This is a genomic window from Leptospira sp. GIMC2001 (genome assembly GCF_028462125.1).
GTDB lineage: Bacteria > Spirochaetota > Leptospiria > Leptospirales > Leptospiraceae.
On record NZ_CP115468.1, the window covers coordinates 3,012,184 to 3,034,867 of the forward strand.

Here is a 22,684-nt window from a genome sequence, read left to right on the forward strand (position 1 = left end):
GTGTTGAGTTTTTATTTCTTATTTGAACTTTTAGTCTGGATGCCAACATGTCTCTTAGGCGCGATCGCTTGTAGGTCGCCCCCTTGGTCCTTGATTGCAGCCTTAAGTCCCTTTTTCTTTAGAGTTCTTAGAGCTCTAGTGGATAATTTCACTCGAACAAAACGGTTTTCGTCTTCCAAGAAAATTCTCTTGGACACAACATTCACTTTCCAATTTCTTCTAGTTTTCTTATGGGAGTGGGATACATTGTTCCCTGCTCGGGTTCCTCTCCCAGTGACTACACAATTTCTGGCCATAATTTCCTCAGTTCCTCCAATTTTTCGGTAATAACTTGTGGGTCAATTAAAACTGAATATTTTCCTTCAAGAAACCCACTGCGTCATCCACAGTATCAGAAAAATGGAATAGCTTCAGATCTTCTTCTTCGATAAGACCATTTTTTACAAGATAAGGAAAATTTATAACCGATCGCCAGAATTCGGAATTGTAGAGAACAACAGGAATTTTGTCTCGTTTCTTGGTCTGAATCAGAGTCAATGTCTCAAATACTTCGTCCAAAGTTCCAAAACCACCTGGAAAAGCAACAAGCCCCCTGCACATTTTGACAAACCAGTATTTGCGCATAAAAAAATATCGAAAGCTAAAAGACATATCCGGATTCGCAAACGCGTTGGTCTCTTGTTCATAAGGAAGAGAAATATTAAAAGCAAGACTCAGTCCGCCAGCTTCTTTGGCACCTCTATTGCCAGCTTCCATGATTCCAGGTCCGCCACCTGTGCACACAACGAGCTTGTGTTCAGCACTTCCATTGCTTAGAACATTGCCCCATTTTGTGATTTGATTCGCAAACTCTCTCGCATCTTCATAAGATTGGATTAAAGCAGCTTTATTTTCTAGTTTCTGAATTTTGCTTGTGTTACCAGATTCTTGTGCCTCAGCAAATTCCTTCTGCCAATTCTCTCGACTGGGAATCCGAGCCGATCCAAATAAAACGATTGTGTCCGTTATCCTTTGTTTTTCCAATTGGATTTTGGGATATATCCATTCACTTAGAATGCGAATGGGAAAAGCCGGATCAGAATTTATAAATTCCAAATTTTCGAAGGAAACTTGAGTCATGCCTTACCAAGAAATTCCGATGCGGATTTTTAGAGTAGGAAAAAAGCCCAAGGCTCGCAAGCCTTGAGCCAGTGTGAGGATAAGATTCAAATGAATTTGAGAACCTTGTTAATCATTTAGACACCTATATGGATGAAAATCAATCAAAAAATACACTCTTTGCTGAATTTTTAACCAATTTCATTCTATTCCCGCAAAGGATTGTTCGTTTTTTAACCAAAAAGTCGAATATTTCCATCAGTTTAAACGGTCCATTGATGAAATTCCATCCACAGGAATTGAAACGCCTTTGGCAAGAATTTGAGACATCTTCCTATACCAAGAAACCCAGTTTATTTTTGAGAACCCTATTTAAAGCGGAGGAATCAATATCTTTCGATTGGGAAAACATGGGTTTAAGTCGCATTTATTGGAAGAAAGAATGGAAAGCTCAATCTTATGCTTATTCAATTTTGCTAAGAATTGCTACTCTGTATTTTCATTCTGAGAGAACATGGATGCTGACATTTCTTGAGGAATTTTCGTTTTTTGTTGAAGGAAGAGAACGTTGGAATACTTATCTGAGTTTTCGAGAAACCAAAAAAACTCCACTTCCTGCTGACCATTTTGAGATTTCAAAATCCTTCATTTTGGAGCTCTCGATTCCGTATGAGGATGCAGCGATCGTTATTCTAGACCAAGTTCAACCGGCAAGTTTCCAGAAAGGAAATGTAAAGCTTATAGTTGCACAATCACTCATCCAAGGAATATCTTATCCTCTATGGAGTGAAAACTTTGAAACCAAAAAGGATATATGGCTAAGAGATTTTTTCTTAAATGTTCGCAGCATAAAAGATTCGAATCCTTCAGCACCTTACTGGCAGTATATCGGAAGCAATTACTCTAATGAAATTCTCACGCAAGCATGCCTACATCTTAAAATGAAAAGAAAACTCATACATTGGAAATTAAAAATTGACCTCGTCGATGATCGCTGTTCAGTAAATTGGAATCACCATCCAACAATCACTCTCAATAGAACGAAAAAAAACATCCACTTAACGAATGATTCTCGAATGAGAGGGTCAATACTTGCACAGACCTATCAGACTCAGTCTAATTCGAATCCTATAACCTGTACAATTTGGACGGGTGGGATCTATGATCTTGACATTCAACGAATGGATCTCCCACCCATTCTATTTTCAACTTAAGCTGTAAGTTGTCTACCTGGTCGCCATTTTTTGGCGAGATCATCTAATACTATAAAACGTGAATTTTTACCAATAACGACTTCATTCAATTTTTTATCTTGGAGAGCACGATAAACTGATGTGCGACTTGTATCTTTCTTCTCTGCGAAATATTTTATTTCCACAATGTTCTTACTAATTTCCTTACATGACTTTGAGATCTTTTCAGTTGTCATCATTCCCCCTGTTTAACTTTTAGACTATTTCCAAAAATTAAAGTGCATTTTTCATGCGAAGACTTATAGAAAATTGAAATTTTTTTTCTTCTTGAGAATCTATTCTATTTGTTAGTATTTCCTGGATATTTTCAAAATTTCCAGGAGCAGACATAGGCTCAATAGCTAAGCTTTGTCTATCATCGGGAGTGTAGATTTGCCAATATTTCATTGGCTCAAAAGGATGTTGAGAATTGCTTTCAATTTCGAGTGCAAATGTTACGCTTGGATGTGCAATTTGTATCCTAGATTTGCTATTAAATTGATACAGATTGTCCAGTTTTACAGCACCTAATTGGTTGTGACGTTTGAAATGTTTCGATAGAAAAGAATTAGATGAATGCGAACTAGATGTAAAGGTCTCCATATACAATTCATTATTTTTTGAACTGAAATTTCTTGATAGATCCTTGTCATCATTCTCAAATTTTTCATATTTCAAATTTTTAAAATTGGGCAAAAGGTTTTCATCCAAGGAAATTTCTTGTAAATTTTCTAAGAAATTAATTTCCCATTCATCGACTCTACCAAACGGCAATTTTATATATGGATGCCAACCCATTCCGAAGTCGAATGACTCCTTTCCGTTATTTTTTATTTTTAACTCAACAACAAGTTTGGAACTGCTCAATGTAAATGTCTGGAACAAAAGAATATTGCATAATTTTTTATAAAATTGTTTTACCCGATTCTCATTTGGATTGGTTGGATTCGAAATCAAAAGCTGAGAGCAATCGAGTACATATTGTCCGTGAATCTCCGTCTTCTTCCAAGATTCAGAATGTACGAGCCCGTGTAGAGGATAACCTTTTTCATCAAACACCCATCTAGAGTCTTCTTCCAAAATCTCATTTTTCTCAAGATCTCTTTCCGGTTGTTCTTTAGGATGCGTTGATGTGGATATTGGAGAATCATTTTTATACCAAAATTGATTTGGCCACATTCGATTTACCCAGGGAAACATCAAGAAGCAACCAGATCCAAAAAAATTCTCCAAAGAATTGAATCCCTTGATTATAGAAATTGATTCATTCTTGCCTGGTGGACATAGACTTAATTCTAGCCATTGGCAGCCTCGATTAGGATCCAAAACAAAAGTTGAATTGCCTGCTTCCAATTTTTCCATATCTCGAAATTATTTATCGATCTTTGGAAATCAAGGCTGAAATCCGTATTCCAAAAATGATTGAATACTACTGACCAATCTCTAAAAAGGCAGTATGACCTATTCCAAAATTCTTACTTTTCTGATTCTTTTCACCGTCTCCTTTCTTACTCAGAATTGTTTTTTTAGCCTTTTGCCCAGTGGTATGGGATACAAAGCACAGATGGAAGAAAAGATTATTTCTGGTGAAGGCAAAGATAAGATAGCCATGATCACCATTGATGGGGTCATTTCAGACGATACGAAAGAGAACTTTTTCGGTTTTGAATCAGAATCTCCCGTTTCTATTATCGCAGAAAATTTGAAGATGATCGAAAAGGACAAAATGGTCAAAGGAGTAATCCTCAAGATCAATTCTCCAGGTGGAACGGTCACCGCATCCGATATAATTTATTCAGAGATAGAAAGATTTAAGAAGAAAACAAATCTTCCGATCATGACAGTTTTTATGGATGTTGGAGCAAGTGGAGCCTACTATATTGCAATGAGTTCAGATATCATAGCGGTCCATCCAACTACTGTTACAGGATCCATTGGAGTAATCATGAGTGGATTCAACTTCAAAGAAGGATTGGATAAAATCGGCGTTAAAGAACAGTCGATAACATCAGGTAAGAACAAAGCTCTTGCTTCTCCTTTTCAAGAAATCAATCCCGAACATAAAGCAATTCTTCAAGGAATTGTGAACAATTTGTACGATAGATTTTACTCCATAGTTAAGAAAGGAAGACCCAATCTTAAGGATGATCAATTGAGACCACTATGCGATGGAAGGGTTTTTACAGGTGAGCAAGCGTTAAAATTAGGATTGGTTGACCAAGTCGGCTACTTCGATGAATTCCTTCCAACTCTCATGAATCATCCAAAATACAAAGCTTCTGTCGGATCCAGTGACCCATTTATCGTTACTTATTCTAGAGGAAGAGACAAAGTAGAAAATATCTATCAAGCGAGAACAGAAATTCCAAAAGATAGCTTAATTGAGAAATTCTTACCTACTTTTCGTTCGGCTAGATTTTACTATCTATGGAGTTTATAATTGTTATTTAATTCTCTTCCTTACTTTTTTCTATTCTCCATCACTTACTTGGTTTACTGGAATGTAAACCAACGAGCTAAGAGAATTACTTTAATAATTGCATCTATTGCGTTCTATGGTTTCTTCAGTATTCCTTTTTTATTCCATTTTATCGGAATAGTTGTAATCAATTATTTATTTTCCAATCAATTATGGAAAATGAAAGAACAAGGCAGAGATACGGCAGGGTTACTACGCTGGGTCGTTGCATTAAACGTCATAAATTTAGGGGTTTTCAAATACTTCTATTTCGTGACGGACTCCATTTACTTTTTTACGGGAGCGCAAGGAGTTCAAGAAGTTGCAAAATCTTGGGATATTTTTCTTCCCCTTGCAATCAGCTTCTATAGTTTTCAATTGATTGCATTACAAGTTGATATTCACAGAAATCTAAATAAAGAAAAAATTTCTTTTCCAGATTATTTCATTTTTATTCTGTTCTTTCCACAACTGATTGCTGGACCAATCATGCGTACGGATAACTTTCTACCACAACTGAATAACCCGACCATAGATGCAGATCGGATGAAAAAAGGTTTGTTTCTCATAATCAGCGGACTCTTCAAAAAAGTTGTAATCGCAGAAACTGTATCATCGATCATCAATCCCTTATATCTCAATCCTTCCGCATACGATCCATATTCTCTTGCATTAGGTTTGTTTGGCTTTGCTTGTCAAATTTACTGCGATTTCAGTGGTTATACAGATATCGCTCGTGGCTCTGCCAATCTATTGGGATATGAGATTCCAGAAAATTTTCGTGCTCCATTCTTTTCTACATCCATGAAAGATTTGTTTAGAAGATGGCATGTTACGCTATCAACTTGGCTCAGAGATTACATCTACATCCCATTAGGTGGAGGCAAAACAAGTCTTGCAAAATCAAATCTCAATTTGGTAATAACCAATGTCTTAGGTGGACTTTGGCATGGTGCCAATATTGGGTTCGTTCTCTGGGGACTTTACTTAGGTCTATTCATTTCTCTGGAGACTTGGTTAGAAAAATTAATGGGCAATAGAAAAATCCCAGACTGGAAGATTGTAAAAGTTCTACAGGTTCTCTATGCGTTCACCCTGTTTTCCTTTTCTGCAATATTCTTTAGATGCGCATCCCGAGGATCAGAAAGTCTTGCAACAACTTGGGAATATGCAACGAGCTTATTTAGATTGCCTGGCAATACAATGACACTGGATCGAGTTGATGAGATATGGACTTTTATGGTTCTTGCTTTCATCTTCAATGCTTTCCAATATTCTGATTATATCTACAACAAACTCAAGCCCTTGCAAAATTACCTCTTACCCATATGCGGAGTGATTATGCTATTGCTATTAGGAGTTTTTGGGGATTCAGGAAATGATTTTATCTATTTTCAATTCTAAAAATCTAGCACTACAATTAGTGAAATTTAGAATTAAGGAAATCTATAAAGATACTGGAAAAAATTTTCATTTTTTTATCAAAATTCAGCTTAATGTTTTCGTCTTCGCTACCATCGCAATTACTTTGGGCAATTGCATAAATAATTTTAGAGATAATTGGGTTCGTTCTCTCCCTCCCGAATATTCACAACCCAATTGGAAAGTTGATGGCAAATGGGTTCGAGTAACTCCTCCTAAGTCAGCAATGAATTCCCAATATCATAAAAATACTTGGGGAGAAGTCATAGAATTTCAATCAGAATCGATAGATAAGGGAACATTTCAGAAGCGATACTGGAAAGAAGATATGTATGGAACTGATAAGAAAAGAGAAGAATTCATCTTCGACGGAACCTACAAAAGATCTGGCAATTGGATACTTCTCACAACTCTAAAAAAAAGAGATGTTCTTACCAATAAACTAGAAGAATTTGATGCAAAATTGCTCTACCATTATGATAGCAAAGAGAACAATCTGGCTCCTATGCTGTATGAGACTGGAGGAGTTGAGAAAGAATTTGGCATTCTATATGAAACCAAGAATGCCTATATGGAAGATGAATTTTTCTTTCGAGCTCGTAAGAATTTTACAAAGAAAGAATTCCAAGCTCATGCTTATGAAAGTTACGATCGCTAAAGCAATTAGCTAAATGCAAAAACAATGAAAAGGTCATCTACCTGACTTATATTCCAATATCAAACTATTAAAGTAGAGATACAAATCAGTTAAGATAAAAGTCTTCGGAACGGATTACTTATCCTTGTGTAGTTTGAACCATACATGCTGCACTGTATTCTCTCAATTCTTCAGATGCCATAGTTGCTTCCTTGTCAAAATGCAATTTTTTATATAGACCTAGAGCTTTTTCAACATGATCTTTCGCATCACAAGATGCTCCAAAATTATGTTCTGTATTCGATGTGAGTAATAGTAGATTTGCATAACCTTTGCTATTAGCAAGACCCAATCTCTCTCTTAGAACGAGAGTCTGTCTGTAGTGCTTGACCGCATTGTAATAGTCACCACCTTCTTCTTCATTGGATGCCATACGGATCAGGCGATTGGATATTTCAACAAGACTTTCTTTGTCAAAAGACACCATAAGTGAATTCACTTCATCTTCCACTTCATCAATGTCAGATTCATTGGCATTCAAACCAAAAGATAAAAATCCAATCAGTAAGCAATAATTGATAGTTTTTAGTATTTTGTTCATTGGTGTAACCTTCTGCTTATTTATTGCAATAAGTGTACCCAATGCCTAATTTTACCAAAACTGCCCAATGAACGCGATTGAGCAGTCTGAAGCTTTGTTGGATTGAATTACATGTATAAAAGGATGGTATTCTTATAGAAAAACCTTGATTATCTTAACAAAATGCTTAATTTATCAACAATCTTTCGATCTCGAGAGATTGAGATGATACCAAGATTTATTCTTTTTTGCCCAATTCTTCTTCGGTAAATCCGTATTCATCTTTCAAGAAATTAACTAGATCCAGGGATCGATAATGATCCCGGTCTCCATCGCATTGTCGATTTGCAGGAACAGCTCTTGTTCGTCCCGCAATTGAATCCGGTTTGAGGAATAAATTGGAGGCGCGAGGACAATTTTCATTCGGAGATAGACCATTGAAAGCACAGACAGATCCGCCAACAACATCTTCTGGAACGGGATCAGGATTTGTCTTAAAGCTTGGATATTCACTGCCTTCATAGAATCTACGATAGACCCTTCCCCAAATGGGTGCAGATAAAGCAGCAGCAGTCTGCCCTTTGCCAAGAGAAATAGAACTTTTGTCGAAGCCCATGTAGACTACACTGGTTAGGTGAGGATCAAATCCGCAATACCAGGCATTGGTATAAGATGAAGTGGATCCTGTTTTGCCACCAGATTCACCCTTATAGTTTGCTCCGAATTGGTCTGATCTCAATGCTGCAGTTGGTGTTCCAGCAGTGGCTACACCAATTAACATCTGCTTGATGATATAAGCTGTACCTTCTGGAATCACTTGTATGCTTCCATCTTCCGATTGAGCAGCGAGTTCAGCGCGAACTTCTTGTTCGCGGTTCATAAGTATATTGCCACTTTGGTCTAGAACATAGCGAATAGTAATAGGAATTACATTACGTCCACGATTCGCAATGATTGCATATCCTTGTGCCATTTCCATTGGAGTGAGTTCTGCAACACCCAAGGCTAGAGCCGGACCAGTTGGAAATCTTTGCTTAGGAACTTTTGTAGCCTTCGATGCGAAATCAATCACAGCATCCACACCCGCTCTCAATAGAACTTGAACGGATACAATATTCAATGAAAGATTGAGAGCTCGGTTCAAAGGAACCATGCCACGGAAATCACCAGAAATATCTTGCGGAGACCAACCTTCACCTTCCTCAGTAATCGTTGTTAGCGGGGCATCCATAAGACCTGTTCCCGAACCAACTGCTCTTTCATTAATTCCAGCTGCATAAACAAAAGGCTTAAAGGCAGATCCAGTTTGGCGCCTCGCTTGCATAGCACGGTTGAATTGATTCTTAGGCGTGAATTTGCTTCCTCCAACCATAGTGGTTATAAAACCCGTTCTATGATCGAGAGTTACAAAAGCTCCTTCGACATGAAGGTTTCTTGCAAAAATAGCTGATAGTTTTCTATATTCTTTTATTCCGGAATGCTCATTCTCCGAAGGACTCAAGATAGTAAGTAGTTCGAGACTATCTGAAATGGAACCTTCTAATGCCTGCCTAAATTTCTGTTTCTCATCAAGACTTGTGACATATGGAACACCAACTGGAAAGATTGATCCGAACAAGTTGTACAAACCTACCAGTGATTTGTCAGCTCCACCAACATATCTGTTGTTCATCCCAAATGAAATACGATCTTGATCTCGCAGTGCCTTACGCAATTCTTCTTCAGCAATTTCTTGCTTACGAATATCAATGGATGTATAAACCTTAAGCCCACCTGTATAAAGTAGTTCATCACCGAGTTCTTTTTCTAGAGATTGTCTAACCCACTCAGTAAAGTAAGGAGCTCGATTCAACCTAGCACCTACTGTGCTTCTAGACGGAGATTGAGTGATCACTACAGGCCAATAGTGTTCCCAGAATTCATCATGGATTTTGTCTACAGTCTCTTCTGGGATATGGCCATGCTTTGCCATGATCTTCAAGATTTCTTTATGCGATCCCTTAGCAATCGATGGATTCTTAAATGGGGAATATTTGACAGGAGCCTTGGGAAGCCTTGCAAGTATTGCTGCTTCTGCAATGGTCAGGTCTCTTACATCTTTTTGGAAATACACAGAAGATGCTGAGCTGAGTCCGGTCGTTCCATGACCTAAATAAATAAGATTGAAATAGATTTCGAGAATTTCTTCTTTAGAATATTCCTGTTCAATTTGAAGTGTAAGAAGTGCCTCAATGAATTTACGCGCAAAAGTTTTTTTGCGATTCTGCAATACAGTTTTCGCAAGCTGTTGCGTCAGAGTTGATCCACCCTGTACGATTCTTAGATTCACTGTATTTACAATCGCAGCTCTTAGTATAGCCTTGAAGTCTATCCCAAAATGATTGTAAAAATTATCATCTTCTACTGATAGAAATGCATTCACAACATGAGGTGGAATATCATCAAATTTTAAAAGCTCTTGTCTATGACGATACAACTCAGAGAATAGAATTCCATTGACGTCATACAATTTTGTTGGTGTTGTCGGTTGGTAAGTAGCAAGTCTTGCAAGTTCTTTACCTTCTGAGACTTCGGACACAATGTATCCGAAGAAAAGACCACCAAGAATCGCCATCGTGAAAAAAATCCAAAGTGTGATCGAAAGTTTCTTTTTATCTTCTATTTCCATTCGTTTATAATGTAAAAGTCATTCCTTCCCGAGCTAAATGAATTTTTAATTTAGATGCACCTAATGCATTTCGATGCTCGACTGCATCCTCCCAAATTCCGTAGACTTTTTCGTCGTTATACGCTGGTTCGTGATGAGTCAAAGCAAGATTTCGAACTTTCCAATTGTGAGCGATGTTTACAGCCATCGTGTAAGCGGTATGTCCCCAGTCAAATTTGGCAAAAGACTCATCCAGTGTATATTGAGAATCTAAGACGAGTAAGTCAGCCATTCCAAAAAACGGTGCAATCCCGCGAATGTATTCTAAATCTTCACCCGTGAACTCTGCATCCGTTGCGAAAATAAAAACTTTCTTATCCTCTGTAAATTTATAAGCATAAGAATTGCCCGGATGCTTGAGAGGATGAACTTCCACTTGAACTCGATCATCTTCGAATTTCAAAACATCACCAGGTTCGAATAAAATAAATTCTTTCTTAGATGAAGTTGCATGAAATGTTATCGGGAAAAACTCTTTTTCCATCTGTCGACTCAATCGTGCATCCAAGTCAGGATATGGCGAATGGAATCGAAGAGTTACATTGGGAAAATACATGGGTTTGAAAAAAGGCAATGCTTGGATATGATCCCAATGCGTATGGGTGATAAAAATATTTAATATATATTCGCCCTTATATGCTAAGATCTTGGAAACCATCGAGTCTCCGAGAGTTCTTGCACCCGTCCCGAAATCGATTACATAATTAGTGTCGGAATTGCTCTGCACGCCAACACAAGTAGTATCCCCACCAGCAGTATGACGCAGTCTCGGAGGAAGAGTTTTCCAGAAGCCAGCAACATCTTGAGTCGCAGCATGTTTAGATTGGGCAAAAAGTGATAGAGTCTCAACCATTTTGTCCCTATACTCCTTGTTTCTCAACGGAGCAGGCATCGATCCTCTTACACCAAATAAAGTGACTTTCACTGTACAGCTATGATCTCCCTTGCTCTATAGAAGTCACTCAGAAAATGAGATTGCAGAAAAGACCAAAATTGTTAATTTGTAAATATGGCATCACCCTACGGATACCAACTGAGATTTGGTCCATCACTTACACCCGTCGTTCGCAATCTTATCATCATCAATGCTATTCTATTTGTATTGCAGTTTTTTACAAATGCCATTGGGGCTGGTGGTGTGATTGAGAGTATTTTTGCACTCAACTCAGCTCAGGTTTCCAACCTCTGGGTCTGGCAATTGTTAACCTATGCATTTCTGCATGCCGATATCGTGCATATCTTATTTAATATGTTATTTCTATGGATGTTTGGATCAGAATTGGAAAATTTCTGGAATTCGGATATTTTTCTCAAATTCTATTTATTCTGCTGTCTCGTCGGTGGAGTCTTTAGCTATGTGGGAAGCTTCATCACAGGACCGACTCTTGTTCTAGGAGCATCGGGTGGAGTCTACGGAGCCATGTTAGCTTATGCGATGGTCTGGCCAAATCGCGAATTGCTTGTGATGGGAATCATTCCAATGAAAGCTAAATATTTTATTCTAATACCGATGGTACTGATCTTCTTTTCTCAATCCGAACATATTGCACATGCGGCGCATGCTGGTGGACTAGCCGGAGGATTTCTATTTGTCAAATTTTTTGATAGATTCCGAAATTATTTCAATTGGAGTTTCTCTCCGTCTCGCTATTTACAGCGACGAAGAATGCGAAAATACCAAGAAGAAATGGAAATGAGAACCAATGCAAAAGAAAAAGTAGATGAGCTTCTGGAAAAAATTTCTAAACAAGGAATGAATTCCCTCAGTCGAAAAGAAAAAAATTTCTTGAATACCGCATCCAAAGAATATTTCGAAGAGTAGAATTGGATTGTCCATTTTTCTCTTTCAACAAAAAAGTATTCCGAATCCTTACTTCCAGCTCGCACTAGAAGAGGCAATTGCTCTGAATCTTTCTGATTCAGACTATACTGCGGGAATTCGAATCTGGAGGAATATAAAATCAATAGTTCTTGGAATATCAGAAAAAGAATCCCTTACAATTAAGAAGGAAACCTTAGAAACATTCAGACAATACTTCAAAGATGATTTATACAAAGATTTAACAAACAAAAATACAAATTTCCAAAAAAGAAATAACCTAAGATTAAGAAAGGAAAACACAAAACAATCGAATACATTATCTCTCGTTAGGCGAGCCTCAGGTGGTGGAACCGTTTATCAAGACTGGCCTGGCAATCTAAATTTCTCCCTCTTTGTGAATACAAATGTAAAAAAAGAACTCTATCCAGTTCAAAATTCCTATGATATTCTTCTAGGAATTGCAATTAAAGCTTTGGGTAAACAGGGCTATCAATTGGTATCGGCAGGAAAATCTGACCTTAGTGTCCAAGACAGTTCTGGGAATTTGAAAAAAATTTCCGGGAATGCACAGTTTAGAAAAAAGAATACAATTGTTCAGCATGGAACTTTGATTTTAAGTCCGACTCTTTTTGAAGAAGTTGAGAAATACCAACTCCACCCGCCAGAAGAACCGAATTATAGAAACAAAAGAAGCCATAAAGATTTTCTCACTCATTTGGATATGGGTGTAGACGAGGATAAACTTGGAGCCGATCTCGCGATTGAATTGGCAAATTATATGGATAGCGAGAATCATTCAACTCATGCTGAATCAACTGCTCGAAAATTTTCCATTCAGAAATCTTTTCTCAATTCTTGCATTCAGCGCGCTTACACTCTCGCTAAGTCAAAATATCTCACAGAGGATTGGCTTTTTCGAGGATAAAAAAAAATGGAACCTAATCTGCATTAGATTCCCAAAAGGAATTCAAGGTGATCCATTATTCATCTAAAGAAAATCGAATGGGTACTCGATGACTCATCTTTACAGGTTTGCCTTGAACATATCCAGGAGAAAATCGGATCCGATCTATGATTCTCATTGCAGCTTCATCAAAACCAAATCCCGCTTTGCCAGACGCAATCTTTGCCGATTGAACAGAGCCACGCTCGTCAATCTGCACCAATAGAATAACTGTTTTCTCACTGATATTTGCTGCCTTAGCTTGATCAGGAAAATACTGCTTGAGATCAAAATCTATAATCGGAACAGGCATCTTATCTCCGTTATACGAAAATAGGAAACCATCTTTGTCTGTTCCATCACCAGAAAGGGCATTTGGGTTGATGTCATCATCAATCGGATCATCCGCATTCTTATTGGAACCTTCCACCCATTCATTTTTTTCAACAGGTGCAGGGCTTGAAGTTCCACCAATCAGTTCAGGAGGTATTTCTTGAAAATCCACTTCCAAATCTTCCCATTCTTTGTATTCCAAATCTGCTTCAGAAGGTAAAGTCGCAATATAATACGCTCCCATAGCCGAGGCATGGAGTAGAATTGAGAAACCTACACAGACTTGGAATAGATTGAATCTCATCCTTTTTTTACCGAGAGAGCGATCCTTGTCACACCCGCTTTTCGTATAACTCCCATTAACTCAGTAACCTTGCCATAATTCAATCCAGAATCGGCTGATAGAGTCAATCTCATATTTGGTTTGATCTTGGAATCTCGATTCAATATTTTAAATAAATTCTCACCTGTAATTTCTTTTCCTTCATGGAGAATCTCTCCATTCTTCATAATTGCGACTTGCACGGATTCTGCAATATTAGGATCAGCTTGCTCGGCTTTTGGCAAATTGATATTGATTGATTCCTTTTGAAGAAAATTTGCAGTCACCATAAAAATTACGAGCAACACCAAAATTACATCCACCATCGGTGTAATATTGATCCCGGTAATTTCTTCATCATTGGATGATATTGAAGCCATAACTTACCTCCTATCCTCGTTCTTTGAAAGCGAGAAATTCGTGGCTGATTATTTCTAAATTCTGGATGATCACTTTCATTTTTCTAGAGAAATAATTATTTGCCATCACCACTGGAATTGCAACCGCAAGTCCGCAAGCTGTAGCAAGCAGAGCGGTTGATATACTTCTCATCACAACTTCAGCTCCAGCGTTACCCATTGTTCCAAGCCCATAGAAAGCTTTAATCACACCTAACACAGTCCCAAGCAATCCTATAAAAGGTGCATTGTTACCAAGTGTATTCAAAATCGGAAGCCTTTCTTCCAGTTTAATTTTCTCGGAGATTACACGACCCATAAGCATTTCTTGCAAACTTTCTTTCTTATCACCAATGCGGAATAGACCAAACCGTATAAAACGTGTGTAAACACTATCTTGCTGTGCCGCGAGATTTTCCAATGTATTCGTTGGATTACCATCCCGAATCGAATCAACAAAACTTTCCATTGTTCCTTTTGCCGCATCAGTTGTGTTCTTTCGATAAACAAGATACCTTTCTAGAAAAACTGCAACAGCAAGAATGCTTGCAAGTCCCATCACAACAAAAATTAATTTCTCACCTAGATCTACAAATTCATTCATCACCAACTCCTAGTTATAATATTTGAAATAATAAATACAATGATTTTCTATCCTCAGGAATAGAAGTGTTACCTGTCACTCGAATGCAAGAATCAATACAAGACCTAGTGTTCCGATCTGTTAATGAGGCATTGATCAAATCATCAAACAGCTGTTCACCACAGTTAGACTCAGATGTTTTAGCATTCCAATAGGAAGTCTGACAATTGAAATTACAGGCAAATGCTCGATCCGTAAAATTCTTATATACCTCGTTTGATCGTTGAATCGAACACAACTGATTGAAATTGCTTGCTTGACCTGATGTAAATACACTGGATAGCACTGATTCATTTACAATTGGAAGAGGGAATTCTTTTGCAACAGAAAGACAGTTTAGCGCTGATTGATATGATTCCTGACAAGATGCAATAGGGTCTGTTGCAGAATTCATCAGATAAGTAAGAATTGCCTGATCTCTAAATTCTTCATCAGGATCCACATCCTCGCTTGCACAGGAGAAAGTAATAAAAATTAAACAGAGAATAAGAAAACTTTTTTTATAATCTGTTAAATGTATATTTTCTATAAATTGATTCATTGTAAAAAACATTTTAGAATTTAACCTCCATACCTATATTGAAGAAAGGAATTACCTGTCCTCCTGGAAGCACAAGAGTTCCAAAGGCTTCAGTCGTATTTGGATTGTTAATTGAATATGGTCGATTGTTATTGAATGACTCGCCATTTGGATTTTTTCTCATATAAATATTCACAATTTCTATATACCAATTTATATATCCCCATTCGAAATTGTAAAATTTATCTAACCTGATATCCAATCTGTGATAGTCTTCCAATCTCTTCGTTCTTCCGTATTCAGCTGTGAACGGATTGTTCGAATAGGTTGGATTGAAATACGGCTGATTGTTGAATTCATTTTTGAATCTTCCACCATCATCTCCGATCACAGGAGTCACAGGTGCTGAACTTAGATAGGCCCAACGTAAACCTATTTGAGTGGATTCTTCATATCTCCAACCGTAAACAATGTTTGCTATATGAGTTCGATCAAAGCTTGTATTTTGTTCTTTAGAATTGCTATACAACGAGTATAGAAGTCTTTCTTCATCAGCCGAACGAATCTGATTGTCTCCTTCAAAGCGCTGAATGATATTATCATTGCGAAAAGATTGTGACCATGTATAAGAAATCCAACCGAACCAATCTCTCTGACCTGGACGATTCGATTTCTTGACTAATAATTCATATCCATGAGACCAACCATCTCCACGATTCGAAAAACCTTTACCCCTGTTGTAAACAATTGGGTTGGTTAGTCTCTGTCTAGGATCGGGGTTGATAGAAATTGGTTCCGAAATGAATCCATCCGGAGTGATTAAACTCGAAAATTCATTCTTGAAGGATTCAACTTTGATGGAATACACTTCTGTGATTTTTTGCTCTATTCCACCAGATTGCTTGAAAGCTTTCTCGAATCGAATATCAGGATTCCCAGTTTCGGAATTATATATATCCGAAGAACCAAGATTATTCGCATAACGAAAGTAATCTCCTGCTCCTCCGTATAGAGTAAGTCCTTTGCCAATCTCTGGAAAACTATAAGAAACTGTAGCTCGAGGACCTAGAACTCCTTGATTGGTTAATCCAAGATAGTCATAGCGAACACCTGGAGTAAATGCAAAATTTCCATATTTCAAATGCATAGTTAGATATGCATTTGCATATTTAGATTTAGTATTCAAGTCTATCGGTATAGTAGTGAAAGCGGGATTCTGAGTATCAAACGGATTGGGCTGTTGATTGCGTGGATCAATCTGAACGATGTCTCTTCCATAAGATCTTAAGCTAATTTCTCTAAATTCAGATCCTATATCTAAGTCCAGATATTTTGAAACATTCCATACTGCATCTTGACGTATTCCAATGTATGCATTTCTTTCTGTCTGCTTACCATCAATAGTACCTAGTTTTGCATTAAAATCACCTAATGGATCATAGTTGATCACTGTCAATCGATTGGTGAATTCATTGGTCGGCGTCCAAGTATAACGAAATGCTGTCGTTCTAAATCTCTGACCCGCAGCAATGCTTGCACCGGCTAAGTTCCCAAACACATCCTGTGCTGGATCGTTAACTGGTCTGGTTGATGCAGCAGCAGCAAAGCTATCTTCTGCCATCATATTGTAGAACGAAATCTGATGTTCTGTATTGAAATTATAAACAACTTTGATCTGCGAGTCTGTATACCGAGGAAGTCGGATTCCGTCAGGCGCAAGCGTACCAAATGTTCGATCTAGGTAACCAATTTTGCCACCGATAGCAACATACCCTTTACCATTAAACGCCTTTTTCTGAATCATCGCTGTAGTGTTCCAAAGCGATATTTGAAAAGTTCCATTATCCTTTTCCACACTATCCACTGTTTCTATTTCAATGACTCCACCCGTAGCATTGGCATAGTTAGATGGATAGGCACCAGTGTAGATATCGATGGATTTGATCAAATCGTTATGAATAACCGACGTCAATCCGTCAAAATGGTAAGGATACAAAATCGGTAAGTCATCATATAAATATGTATTCCAATCGGGATCCGCTCCACGAATGATGATTCCATTTGCTCCACCACCAAATCCCACATTCGGTGTAATACCAGGCAAAGTTTCTAAACCTCGTAGAGCTTCACCAAATGAGCCAGGCATCCTTTTTATTTCTTCGTATTTTACTTTATATCGCGAAACAACAGTTTTATCTTTTTCTCCCGACACCTGAATGGCACCTTTAGGAACTTGTTTCTTATCCGTATAAATTGTAACTGTATCTGGAGAACTAGCTAAGGTTGCTTCGATTTCTTGAGTTCCAGTTGGGCGAAGAAGTCGTAATTTATAATTACCTGGCTTTGGAACATCTCCTGTTATGATTCCTTCGCTGTCGGTAACATAGATTTTTTTGGTCTCAAATACAAGAACCGATAATCCGGCTTCCCCTTTCTCATTAACCCGACTGTACAGTTTGATACGAAAGGTTTCTGCAGCTAACTGAAATACTGTGCCTAGTAAAAAGAATAGTATTAATTGTATCTTCATAAACTAATTTTCCGCTTTGAGAGATCATTAAAGTTAAAATACCACGGAATATCCTGAACATCATCTTCTATATACAACAATAAACAGGTGATTGGATAATCTCCTTCCGAACAATCGGTTCGAGTTATAGAGATTGTACAAAGATCCAGGTTTCTTCTTGACACATCTTCTAAGAGAATAAGTGGAAGTGGTGGAATCTCACGTCCGCACTCTCTTGATTTATAATTTAGAGCAAAATATATTTCATTATAGGCTTCGTCTCGGTCAACGAGATCTTGTTGAACACAATTATATTGAGTGAAGATTAATCCAATTAGCAGTAGTAATCGCATTTTCTTCTTAAGCATAATACTGAAAACATTCATAATCCTAAGTCCTTTTTCTTGCCGATGACATCACCTTCTACCCTCAGAACGGAAACACTACCCAAAGGGAAATAATATAGAGTATCATGCCATATTACTAAATTCACAATAGTTTCCCCACCCTCTACTTTCTGCAATGCTTGGCTCAATGCATAATCCATGTTTAACGGACTTGTGATTGGAATTGCTCCAAACAAGAAGAACGTCGAACTCTCACCTGAACTCCTTCCCAGCTTTTGGTAATCAGTAGAAAGAATTCTTGTTGCTTCGGGAGAAGGTGTATAGTCTCGAACGATTCCACCTCCAACACAGTGGAAAGCAAAGGAAGAAAAAACCAAAAGAACAGAGAAAACTTTAATGAGTTTCATAGCAGTTTTTGATTTCAGTGAATTGCTTTTTAGATTATGAACGAGATTCGGATCCACAATTCATTTCCTCTTGTTACGATCAGTCGGTGGGGCATTATCCCATTTAATCGCGTCAGCTGAGATTCCAAAACGATGAACAACAAAAAATAAATATATAGATTTTTCATTGAAATATCGAATGTTTACGAGCGCATCAGCTTCCGCTGAATGAATCATCTTTTCAATTAGAGGTTCAATTGGAGGCTTATTAAAAGAGCTACCCATAATACCAATGTCCAAGCCATACCATGAAACCTCGTCAGTCACTGGCGCGATGATTGTGTATTTTCTGTCACCAAAAGGAATATTGCTAGTTGCAAGTCCTGCACTGCTTGTCGCACAGTTATTCAGCAAAATTACACAAACGAGAGAGAAATATAGAATCAGATTTTTTTTCATTTTTAATTTTCTATTTTTGATTATCATTTTCATTCTTCTTCACATCCAATTCAGTTTTAACTTTCTTATTTGATTTTACTTTTTTGGAAAAACTATCCATTGGTAGGATATTCAATTGAGATGATTGCGAATGATTATTTATTTCCCAAGACAACATCGTAAGAATCATAAAGCCTCCGTATAATTATCTAAAATAATTATATTTGAGAAATTTACAAATTTATCCAGGTTGTCAAGTCATTAACATAGATGAGGTCAGTGTAATTATGCTACTAGGAGCCATCGACACTTAGTTGGGAATTAACGCTATTTAGTTAGTCCATAAATAGTTATCGGATCCTTTTTCCCACGTATTTGAACATTTGCAATATTAACCACATTGTAATCATTGCGAATTTCCTGGGCAAATTGTTCTGAGAACAAAATGTCCACGTTATGCTCTTTGCATAAGGATTCGATCCGACTTGCTACATTTACTGTATCACCAATTACAGTGTATTCCAATCTTTCTAATGAACCGATATTTCCAGAGACCGCATCACCATAATGTATGCCAATGCCTTGATGGATCGTATGAAGATTATCAATTTTGCGAGCTTCATTGAATAAAACCAATGCTTGTTGCATTTTCATTGCACATCGAATTGCGCGAAGAGAATCATCAGGACTAGGATTTGGCGTACCAAATGTAACCATGATTCCATCTCCTAAAAATTTATCAATGGTTCCTCCTTCTGAGTATATTACTTCAACCATTCGCGAATGGTAGTCTCTCAAGAAATCAACAACTTCCACTGCTTCCATGGATTCGCTCATAGAAGTAAAGCTTCGTATATCCGAAAACATCACGACAACCTTAGATTTCTTAGCAAGAAATATTGTATCATCTTGCTTGATCTGTTCCAAGATTCCAGGAGAGAAATACCTACCCATTTGATTATTCTGAACTTCATAATTGACAGCTTCAAATAATGACTTGCGATACGAGTAAGTAATGATTGAAAAGAGAATTCCTTCAGCTGTGATTGTAATTGAGAATAATAAATAAAAGGTCGGTATGATTGAGGGAGAAAAGAAATTTTCAATCATACTATCCGTATAAATTGTACGTGGATCTTGAACTACAATATAGAAAACGAAAGCCCATATACAATTGAAGATCATAGCAACGATAATTGGATATGCTGGTCGAATAGCGAGGGCATTGATTCCAATAAATACAACTGCCATCGTTGGAAGCGATGTTTTAAGCAAATAGGTCGAAGGTACATTCTCATAAAATCCAACAGAAAGATACCAAGTGTAGAGCAAGAATCCCATAAGAAAACCGTCAAAAAGAATTCCAGAATAACCAATCAATCCTAAATAATTCTCTTTTCGAATCATATAAAGTGAGAATAAAGAAAAACATATAAATATAACACTAATCGATACAACACTCACAACTTCTTGAATTGAATGATGGGTAATCGTATGAGCAAGTGCTAGAGTAATTAGCATCACAAGTCGAAACAATATGCTAAACACAAGACCACGCTTTTCTTTATTTCTTAAAATTAAATCAACTTGTCTCAAATTACTATCCTCAGATTTTTATTGATTGAATCAAAATTCCCCGTTTGCATCAAAACATAACTTTGGGTTCTAATTGAAATCCAACCTATTATTCTCTCAATTCTAAAACTTCCTTGACTCAGTTCTCAACCCACTTCCATATTAAAAAAACATCATGAAAGGAAATGAAAGGATTCTTATTGTGGAAGATGAACCTGGTATCCAGGAAACATTAAAAATCTCCCTGGAACTGGATGGTTATCTTCCAATAATCGCGGCAACCGCAAAAGAATGCTTAGACTTCTTAGACGAACATATTCATCTTATAATATTGGACATTGGCTTACCTGATCAAAATGGTTTTGAATTACTAAAAAATATTCGTAAAACTTCAAAAATTCCCATAATTCTGCTGACTGCTAGGAATTCTGAGACAGACAAAGTCGTAGGTCTCGAATTAGAAGCAGATGATTACGTTGTAAAACCGTTTAGTCCAAGAGAATTGATGGCGAGAATACGAGCTGTCCTTCGTAGATCCTCCAACTTCACGACCGAAAATAGTTCAATATTTCAAATAGATGAGAATAAGAAAATTATATTATATAGAGGAAAGTCTTTACCACTCTCTCCCTACGAATATAAAACACTTTTGCTTTTTATTAAACGACAAGGTACTATTTTTACGCGAGAAGAAATTATGGACTTAGTCTGGACAACACCGGAAGATAGCTTCGACCGTGCAGTTGATACAGTTATAAAAAACATCAGATCAAGACTAAAGGAGATTGATCCTAATTCTGACCCAATCGAAACAAGAAGGGGAATAGGATATGGATTGAAGAATGATATATGAATTTATGGATTAGACTTGTAATCGGTTTTTTTTTATCCTAATATTAGGATTTTACTATCTTATCAATAAAACAATTGATACAATACGTCCGCAATATTTAGAAACTGTTGAAGAATCCATCAATGATACATCCAATGTCTTATCGTCTCTCATCGAAGTAGATCTCCAAAAAAAGAATACCCCTATAACAGATAAGGTTCTCCAAAAGTCTATTCGAGATAATTTATTTCCAGTTCTAGCCAAAGCAAAATCTAGAAAATTTCAAGCCAAAATATACTCATTTACTAAAACACAAGTAGACATCCAAGTGTATGCGACCGATAAAAATGGAATTGTAATATTCGATTCGGAAGGATTTCGAGAAGGACTTGACTATTCAAAATTCAATGATGTTCATCTCACTTTGCAAGATAAATACGGAGCTAGATCCAGTCTAATAAAAGCTGGTGAAGATTCCAGCGCACTATTTATTGCCTCACCAATAAGATTCAATCAATCAATAGTAGGTGTTATAACAGTAATTAAACCGAAGGATAACATAGCAGTATTTATCGATTTAGCTAAAGCAAAATTCTATCAAGCTTCGATCTATGTTGCAATCTTTATTGCAATACTTTTCTTAATTCTCGTATTGATTACTCTGCGACCAATATCAAAATTATCGAGATATGTAAAAGGAATTAGAAACCAAGAAAAAATCCAATTTCCAAAAATCAATATCCCTGAGATTAGATTACTAGGTCAAGAAATGGATCGCCTCATTGAAGAACTTGATGGGAAGAAATATATAGAAAATTATACTCAGACATTAACTCACGAACTAAAAAGTCCGCTTTCATCGATTATCGCATCATCCGAATTATTAGAATCGGACTTACCAATGAATAAACAATTATCATTGATTTCAAATATTCAAACAGAAGGAAAGCGTATTCAAGAAATCATCGATCGATTGCTAGATTTAGCATCTCTTGAGAACAATAAAAATATAAATTTAAAAGAAGAAATCAATATCAAGAATACAATTGAGGATTGCATTAATTCTTGTGAGCCAGAATTGACGAAAAAAAGAATCCAAGTGATTTCTAAATTGGAAAATAAATTTATTCTTGGTAATATTTTTTACTTTAGACTCACTATTATGAATTTATTAAAAAATGCTATAGATTTCACTAAACAGAATGGAAAAATCCAAATCAGTTTAGAAGAAAAATCTAACAAAACCTGGGAATTGATAATTTGGAATGAATCGACACCAATCGAACCCTATGCTCTCGAAAAGATTTTTGATAGGTTCTATTCTATGCCAAGACCAGATACAGGTAGAAAGAGTTCGGGACTTGGACTATCTTTAGTTAAGCAAGTTTGCTCAATTCATGGCTTCAAAATAGAAATCCAAAATGAAAATTCTGGAGTCCAGGCCAAAATTATTTTTCCAATCTCATGATTGAATTTCTACAA

At 36.9% G+C, this 22,684-nt stretch carries 25 protein-coding genes; 8 read left to right on the forward strand and 17 right to left on the reverse strand.

The window, feature by feature from the left end; all coding sequences use genetic code 11:
• Window positions 1-11: 11 nt before the first annotated feature.
• Window positions 12-296 carry a 50S ribosomal protein L28 gene (rpmB, locus tag O4O04_RS15345; protein WP_272532664.1) on the reverse strand — a complete coding sequence of 95 codons (285 nt, stop codon included), beginning with the start codon at window positions 294-296 and terminating at the stop codon, window positions 12-14.
• Window positions 297-342: 46 nt separating this feature from the next.
• A complete protein-coding gene (locus O4O04_RS15350; protein WP_272532665.1) occupies window positions 343-1,119 on the reverse strand; it encodes an LOG family protein in 777 nt (258 codons plus the stop codon).
• A 389-nt stretch (window positions 1,120-1,508) separates the two neighbouring features.
• On the opposite strand from O4O04_RS15350, the gene O4O04_RS15355 reads away from it, so the two are divergent.
• Window positions 1,509-2,312: a hypothetical protein gene (locus tag O4O04_RS15355; RefSeq protein ID WP_272532666.1), complete on the forward strand. Its 804-nt coding sequence runs from the start codon at window positions 1,509-1,511 to the stop codon at window positions 2,310-2,312.
• On the opposite strand, the gene O4O04_RS15360 is transcribed toward O4O04_RS15355, so the two are convergent.
• Together O4O04_RS15360 and O4O04_RS15365 are read right to left on the reverse strand one after the other, a co-directional pair.
• The gene (locus O4O04_RS15360) at window positions 2,309-2,530 is read right to left on the reverse strand and encodes a hypothetical protein (protein WP_272532667.1); all 222 of its coding nucleotides are present in this window, start codon (window positions 2,528-2,530) and stop codon (window positions 2,309-2,311) included. The genes O4O04_RS15355 and O4O04_RS15360 overlap by 4 nt on opposite strands.
• Window positions 2,531-2,564: 34 nt before the next feature.
• Window positions 2,565-3,692, reverse strand: coding sequence for an aldose epimerase family protein (locus O4O04_RS15365; RefSeq protein ID WP_272532668.1), 1,128 nt, complete (start codon window positions 3,690-3,692; stop codon window positions 2,565-2,567).
• A gap of 94 nt (window positions 3,693-3,786) precedes the next feature.
• On the opposite strand from O4O04_RS15365, the gene sppA reads away from it, so the two are divergent.
• From sppA to O4O04_RS15380, 3 genes are read left to right on the forward strand one after another with little or no spacing between them, the layout of a single operon-like run.
• The gene (gene sppA, locus O4O04_RS15370; protein WP_272532669.1) at window positions 3,787-4,770 is read left to right on the forward strand and encodes a signal peptide peptidase SppA; all 984 of its coding nucleotides are present in this window, start codon (window positions 3,787-3,789) and stop codon (window positions 4,768-4,770) included.
• Window positions 4,771-6,192: an MBOAT family O-acyltransferase gene (locus O4O04_RS15375; protein WP_272532670.1), complete on the forward strand. Its 1,422-nt coding sequence runs from the start codon at window positions 4,771-4,773 to the stop codon at window positions 6,190-6,192.
• The gene (locus O4O04_RS15380) at window positions 6,167-6,868 is read left to right on the forward strand and encodes a hypothetical protein (RefSeq protein ID WP_272532671.1); all 702 of its coding nucleotides are present in this window, start codon (window positions 6,167-6,169) and stop codon (window positions 6,866-6,868) included. Before O4O04_RS15375 ends, O4O04_RS15380 begins: the two co-directional genes overlap by 26 nt.
• 118 nt (window positions 6,869-6,986) lie before the next feature.
• On the opposite strand, the gene O4O04_RS15385 is transcribed toward O4O04_RS15380, so the two are convergent.
• The 3 genes from O4O04_RS15385 to O4O04_RS15395 all read right to left on the reverse strand — a co-directional run bounded on the left by O4O04_RS15385 (window position 6,987) and on the right by O4O04_RS15395 (window position 11,059).
• Entirely contained in the window at window positions 6,987-7,448 is a 462-nt protein-coding gene (locus tag O4O04_RS15385) for a tetratricopeptide repeat protein (RefSeq protein WP_272532672.1), read from the reverse strand.
• A gap of 217 nt (window positions 7,449-7,665) precedes the next feature.
• On the reverse strand, window positions 7,666-10,095 hold the full coding sequence (locus tag O4O04_RS15390; RefSeq protein WP_272532673.1) for a penicillin-binding protein 1A: 2,430 nt from the start codon (window positions 10,093-10,095) through the stop codon (window positions 7,666-7,668).
• A gap of 4 nt (window positions 10,096-10,099) precedes the next feature.
• Complete coding sequence (locus O4O04_RS15395) at window positions 10,100-11,059, reverse strand: MBL fold metallo-hydrolase (RefSeq protein WP_272532674.1); 960 nt, start codon at window positions 11,057-11,059, stop codon at window positions 10,100-10,102.
• Window positions 11,060-11,143: 84 nt separating this feature from the next.
• On the opposite strand from O4O04_RS15395, the gene O4O04_RS15400 reads away from it, so the two are divergent.
• Both O4O04_RS15400 and O4O04_RS15405 read left to right on the forward strand, forming a co-directional pair.
• Window positions 11,144-11,956, forward strand: coding sequence for a rhomboid family intramembrane serine protease (locus O4O04_RS15400; RefSeq protein WP_272532675.1), 813 nt, complete (start codon window positions 11,144-11,146; stop codon window positions 11,954-11,956).
• 7 nt (window positions 11,957-11,963) lie between these two features.
• Window positions 11,964-12,881 carry a lipoate--protein ligase family protein gene (locus O4O04_RS15405; protein ID WP_272532676.1) on the forward strand — a complete coding sequence of 306 codons (918 nt, stop codon included), beginning with the start codon at window positions 11,964-11,966 and terminating at the stop codon, window positions 12,879-12,881.
• 55 nt (window positions 12,882-12,936) lie between these two features.
• Here O4O04_RS15405 and O4O04_RS15410 read toward each other — a convergent pair whose 3' ends face one another.
• From O4O04_RS15410 to O4O04_RS15455, 10 genes are all read right to left on the reverse strand, one after another.
• Window positions 12,937-13,536 (reverse strand): energy transducer TonB, encoded by a 600-nt coding sequence (locus O4O04_RS15410; protein WP_272532677.1) that lies wholly within the window; start codon window positions 13,534-13,536, stop codon window positions 12,937-12,939.
• Window positions 13,533-13,934, reverse strand: coding sequence for an ExbD/TolR family protein (locus tag O4O04_RS15415; RefSeq protein ID WP_272532678.1), 402 nt, complete (start codon window positions 13,932-13,934; stop codon window positions 13,533-13,535). Before O4O04_RS15415 ends, O4O04_RS15410 begins: the two co-directional genes overlap by 4 nt.
• A 10-nt stretch (window positions 13,935-13,944) precedes the next feature.
• Window positions 13,945-14,556: a MotA/TolQ/ExbB proton channel family protein gene (locus O4O04_RS15420; RefSeq protein WP_272532679.1), complete on the reverse strand. Its 612-nt coding sequence runs from the start codon at window positions 14,554-14,556 to the stop codon at window positions 13,945-13,947.
• A 13-nt stretch (window positions 14,557-14,569) separates the two neighbouring features.
• A complete protein-coding gene (locus O4O04_RS15425; RefSeq protein ID WP_272532680.1) occupies window positions 14,570-15,148 on the reverse strand; it encodes a hypothetical protein in 579 nt (192 codons plus the stop codon).
• 1 nt (window position 15,149) lies between these two features.
• Window positions 15,150-17,645, reverse strand: a complete 2,496-nt coding sequence (locus tag O4O04_RS15430) for a TonB-dependent receptor plug domain-containing protein (RefSeq protein ID WP_272532681.1) — start codon at window positions 17,643-17,645, stop codon at window positions 15,150-15,152.
• The gene (locus O4O04_RS15435) at window positions 17,642-18,010 is read right to left on the reverse strand and encodes a hypothetical protein (RefSeq protein ID WP_272532682.1); all 369 of its coding nucleotides are present in this window, start codon (window positions 18,008-18,010) and stop codon (window positions 17,642-17,644) included. The genes O4O04_RS15430 and O4O04_RS15435 overlap by 4 nt, the downstream gene beginning before the upstream one ends.
• On the reverse strand, window positions 18,007-18,435 hold the full coding sequence (locus tag O4O04_RS15440; RefSeq protein WP_272532683.1) for a hypothetical protein: 429 nt from the start codon (window positions 18,433-18,435) through the stop codon (window positions 18,007-18,009). Before O4O04_RS15440 ends, O4O04_RS15435 begins: the two co-directional genes overlap by 4 nt.
• 3 nt (window positions 18,436-18,438) lie before the next feature.
• Complete coding sequence (locus O4O04_RS15445) at window positions 18,439-18,816, reverse strand: LIC20211 family lipoprotein (RefSeq protein ID WP_272532684.1); 378 nt, start codon at window positions 18,814-18,816, stop codon at window positions 18,439-18,441.
• A gap of 10 nt (window positions 18,817-18,826) precedes the next feature.
• A complete protein-coding gene (locus O4O04_RS15450; protein ID WP_272532685.1) occupies window positions 18,827-18,985 on the reverse strand; it encodes a hypothetical protein in 159 nt (52 codons plus the stop codon).
• A gap of 137 nt (window positions 18,986-19,122) precedes the next feature.
• Window positions 19,123-20,391: an adenylate/guanylate cyclase domain-containing protein gene (locus O4O04_RS15455; RefSeq protein WP_272532686.1), complete on the reverse strand. Its 1,269-nt coding sequence runs from the start codon at window positions 20,389-20,391 to the stop codon at window positions 19,123-19,125.
• 154 nt (window positions 20,392-20,545) lie between these two features.
• On the opposite strand from O4O04_RS15455, the gene O4O04_RS15460 reads away from it, so the two are divergent.
• Together O4O04_RS15460 and creC are read left to right on the forward strand one after the other, a co-directional pair.
• Window positions 20,546-21,223 carry a response regulator gene (locus tag O4O04_RS15460; RefSeq protein ID WP_272532687.1) on the forward strand — a complete coding sequence of 226 codons (678 nt, stop codon included), beginning with the start codon at window positions 20,546-20,548 and terminating at the stop codon, window positions 21,221-21,223.
• A gap of 34 nt (window positions 21,224-21,257) precedes the next feature.
• A complete protein-coding gene (gene creC / locus O4O04_RS15465) occupies window positions 21,258-22,670 on the forward strand; it encodes a two-component system sensor histidine kinase CreC (protein WP_272536115.1) in 1,413 nt (470 codons plus the stop codon).
• Window positions 22,671-22,684 lie beyond the last annotated feature (14 nt).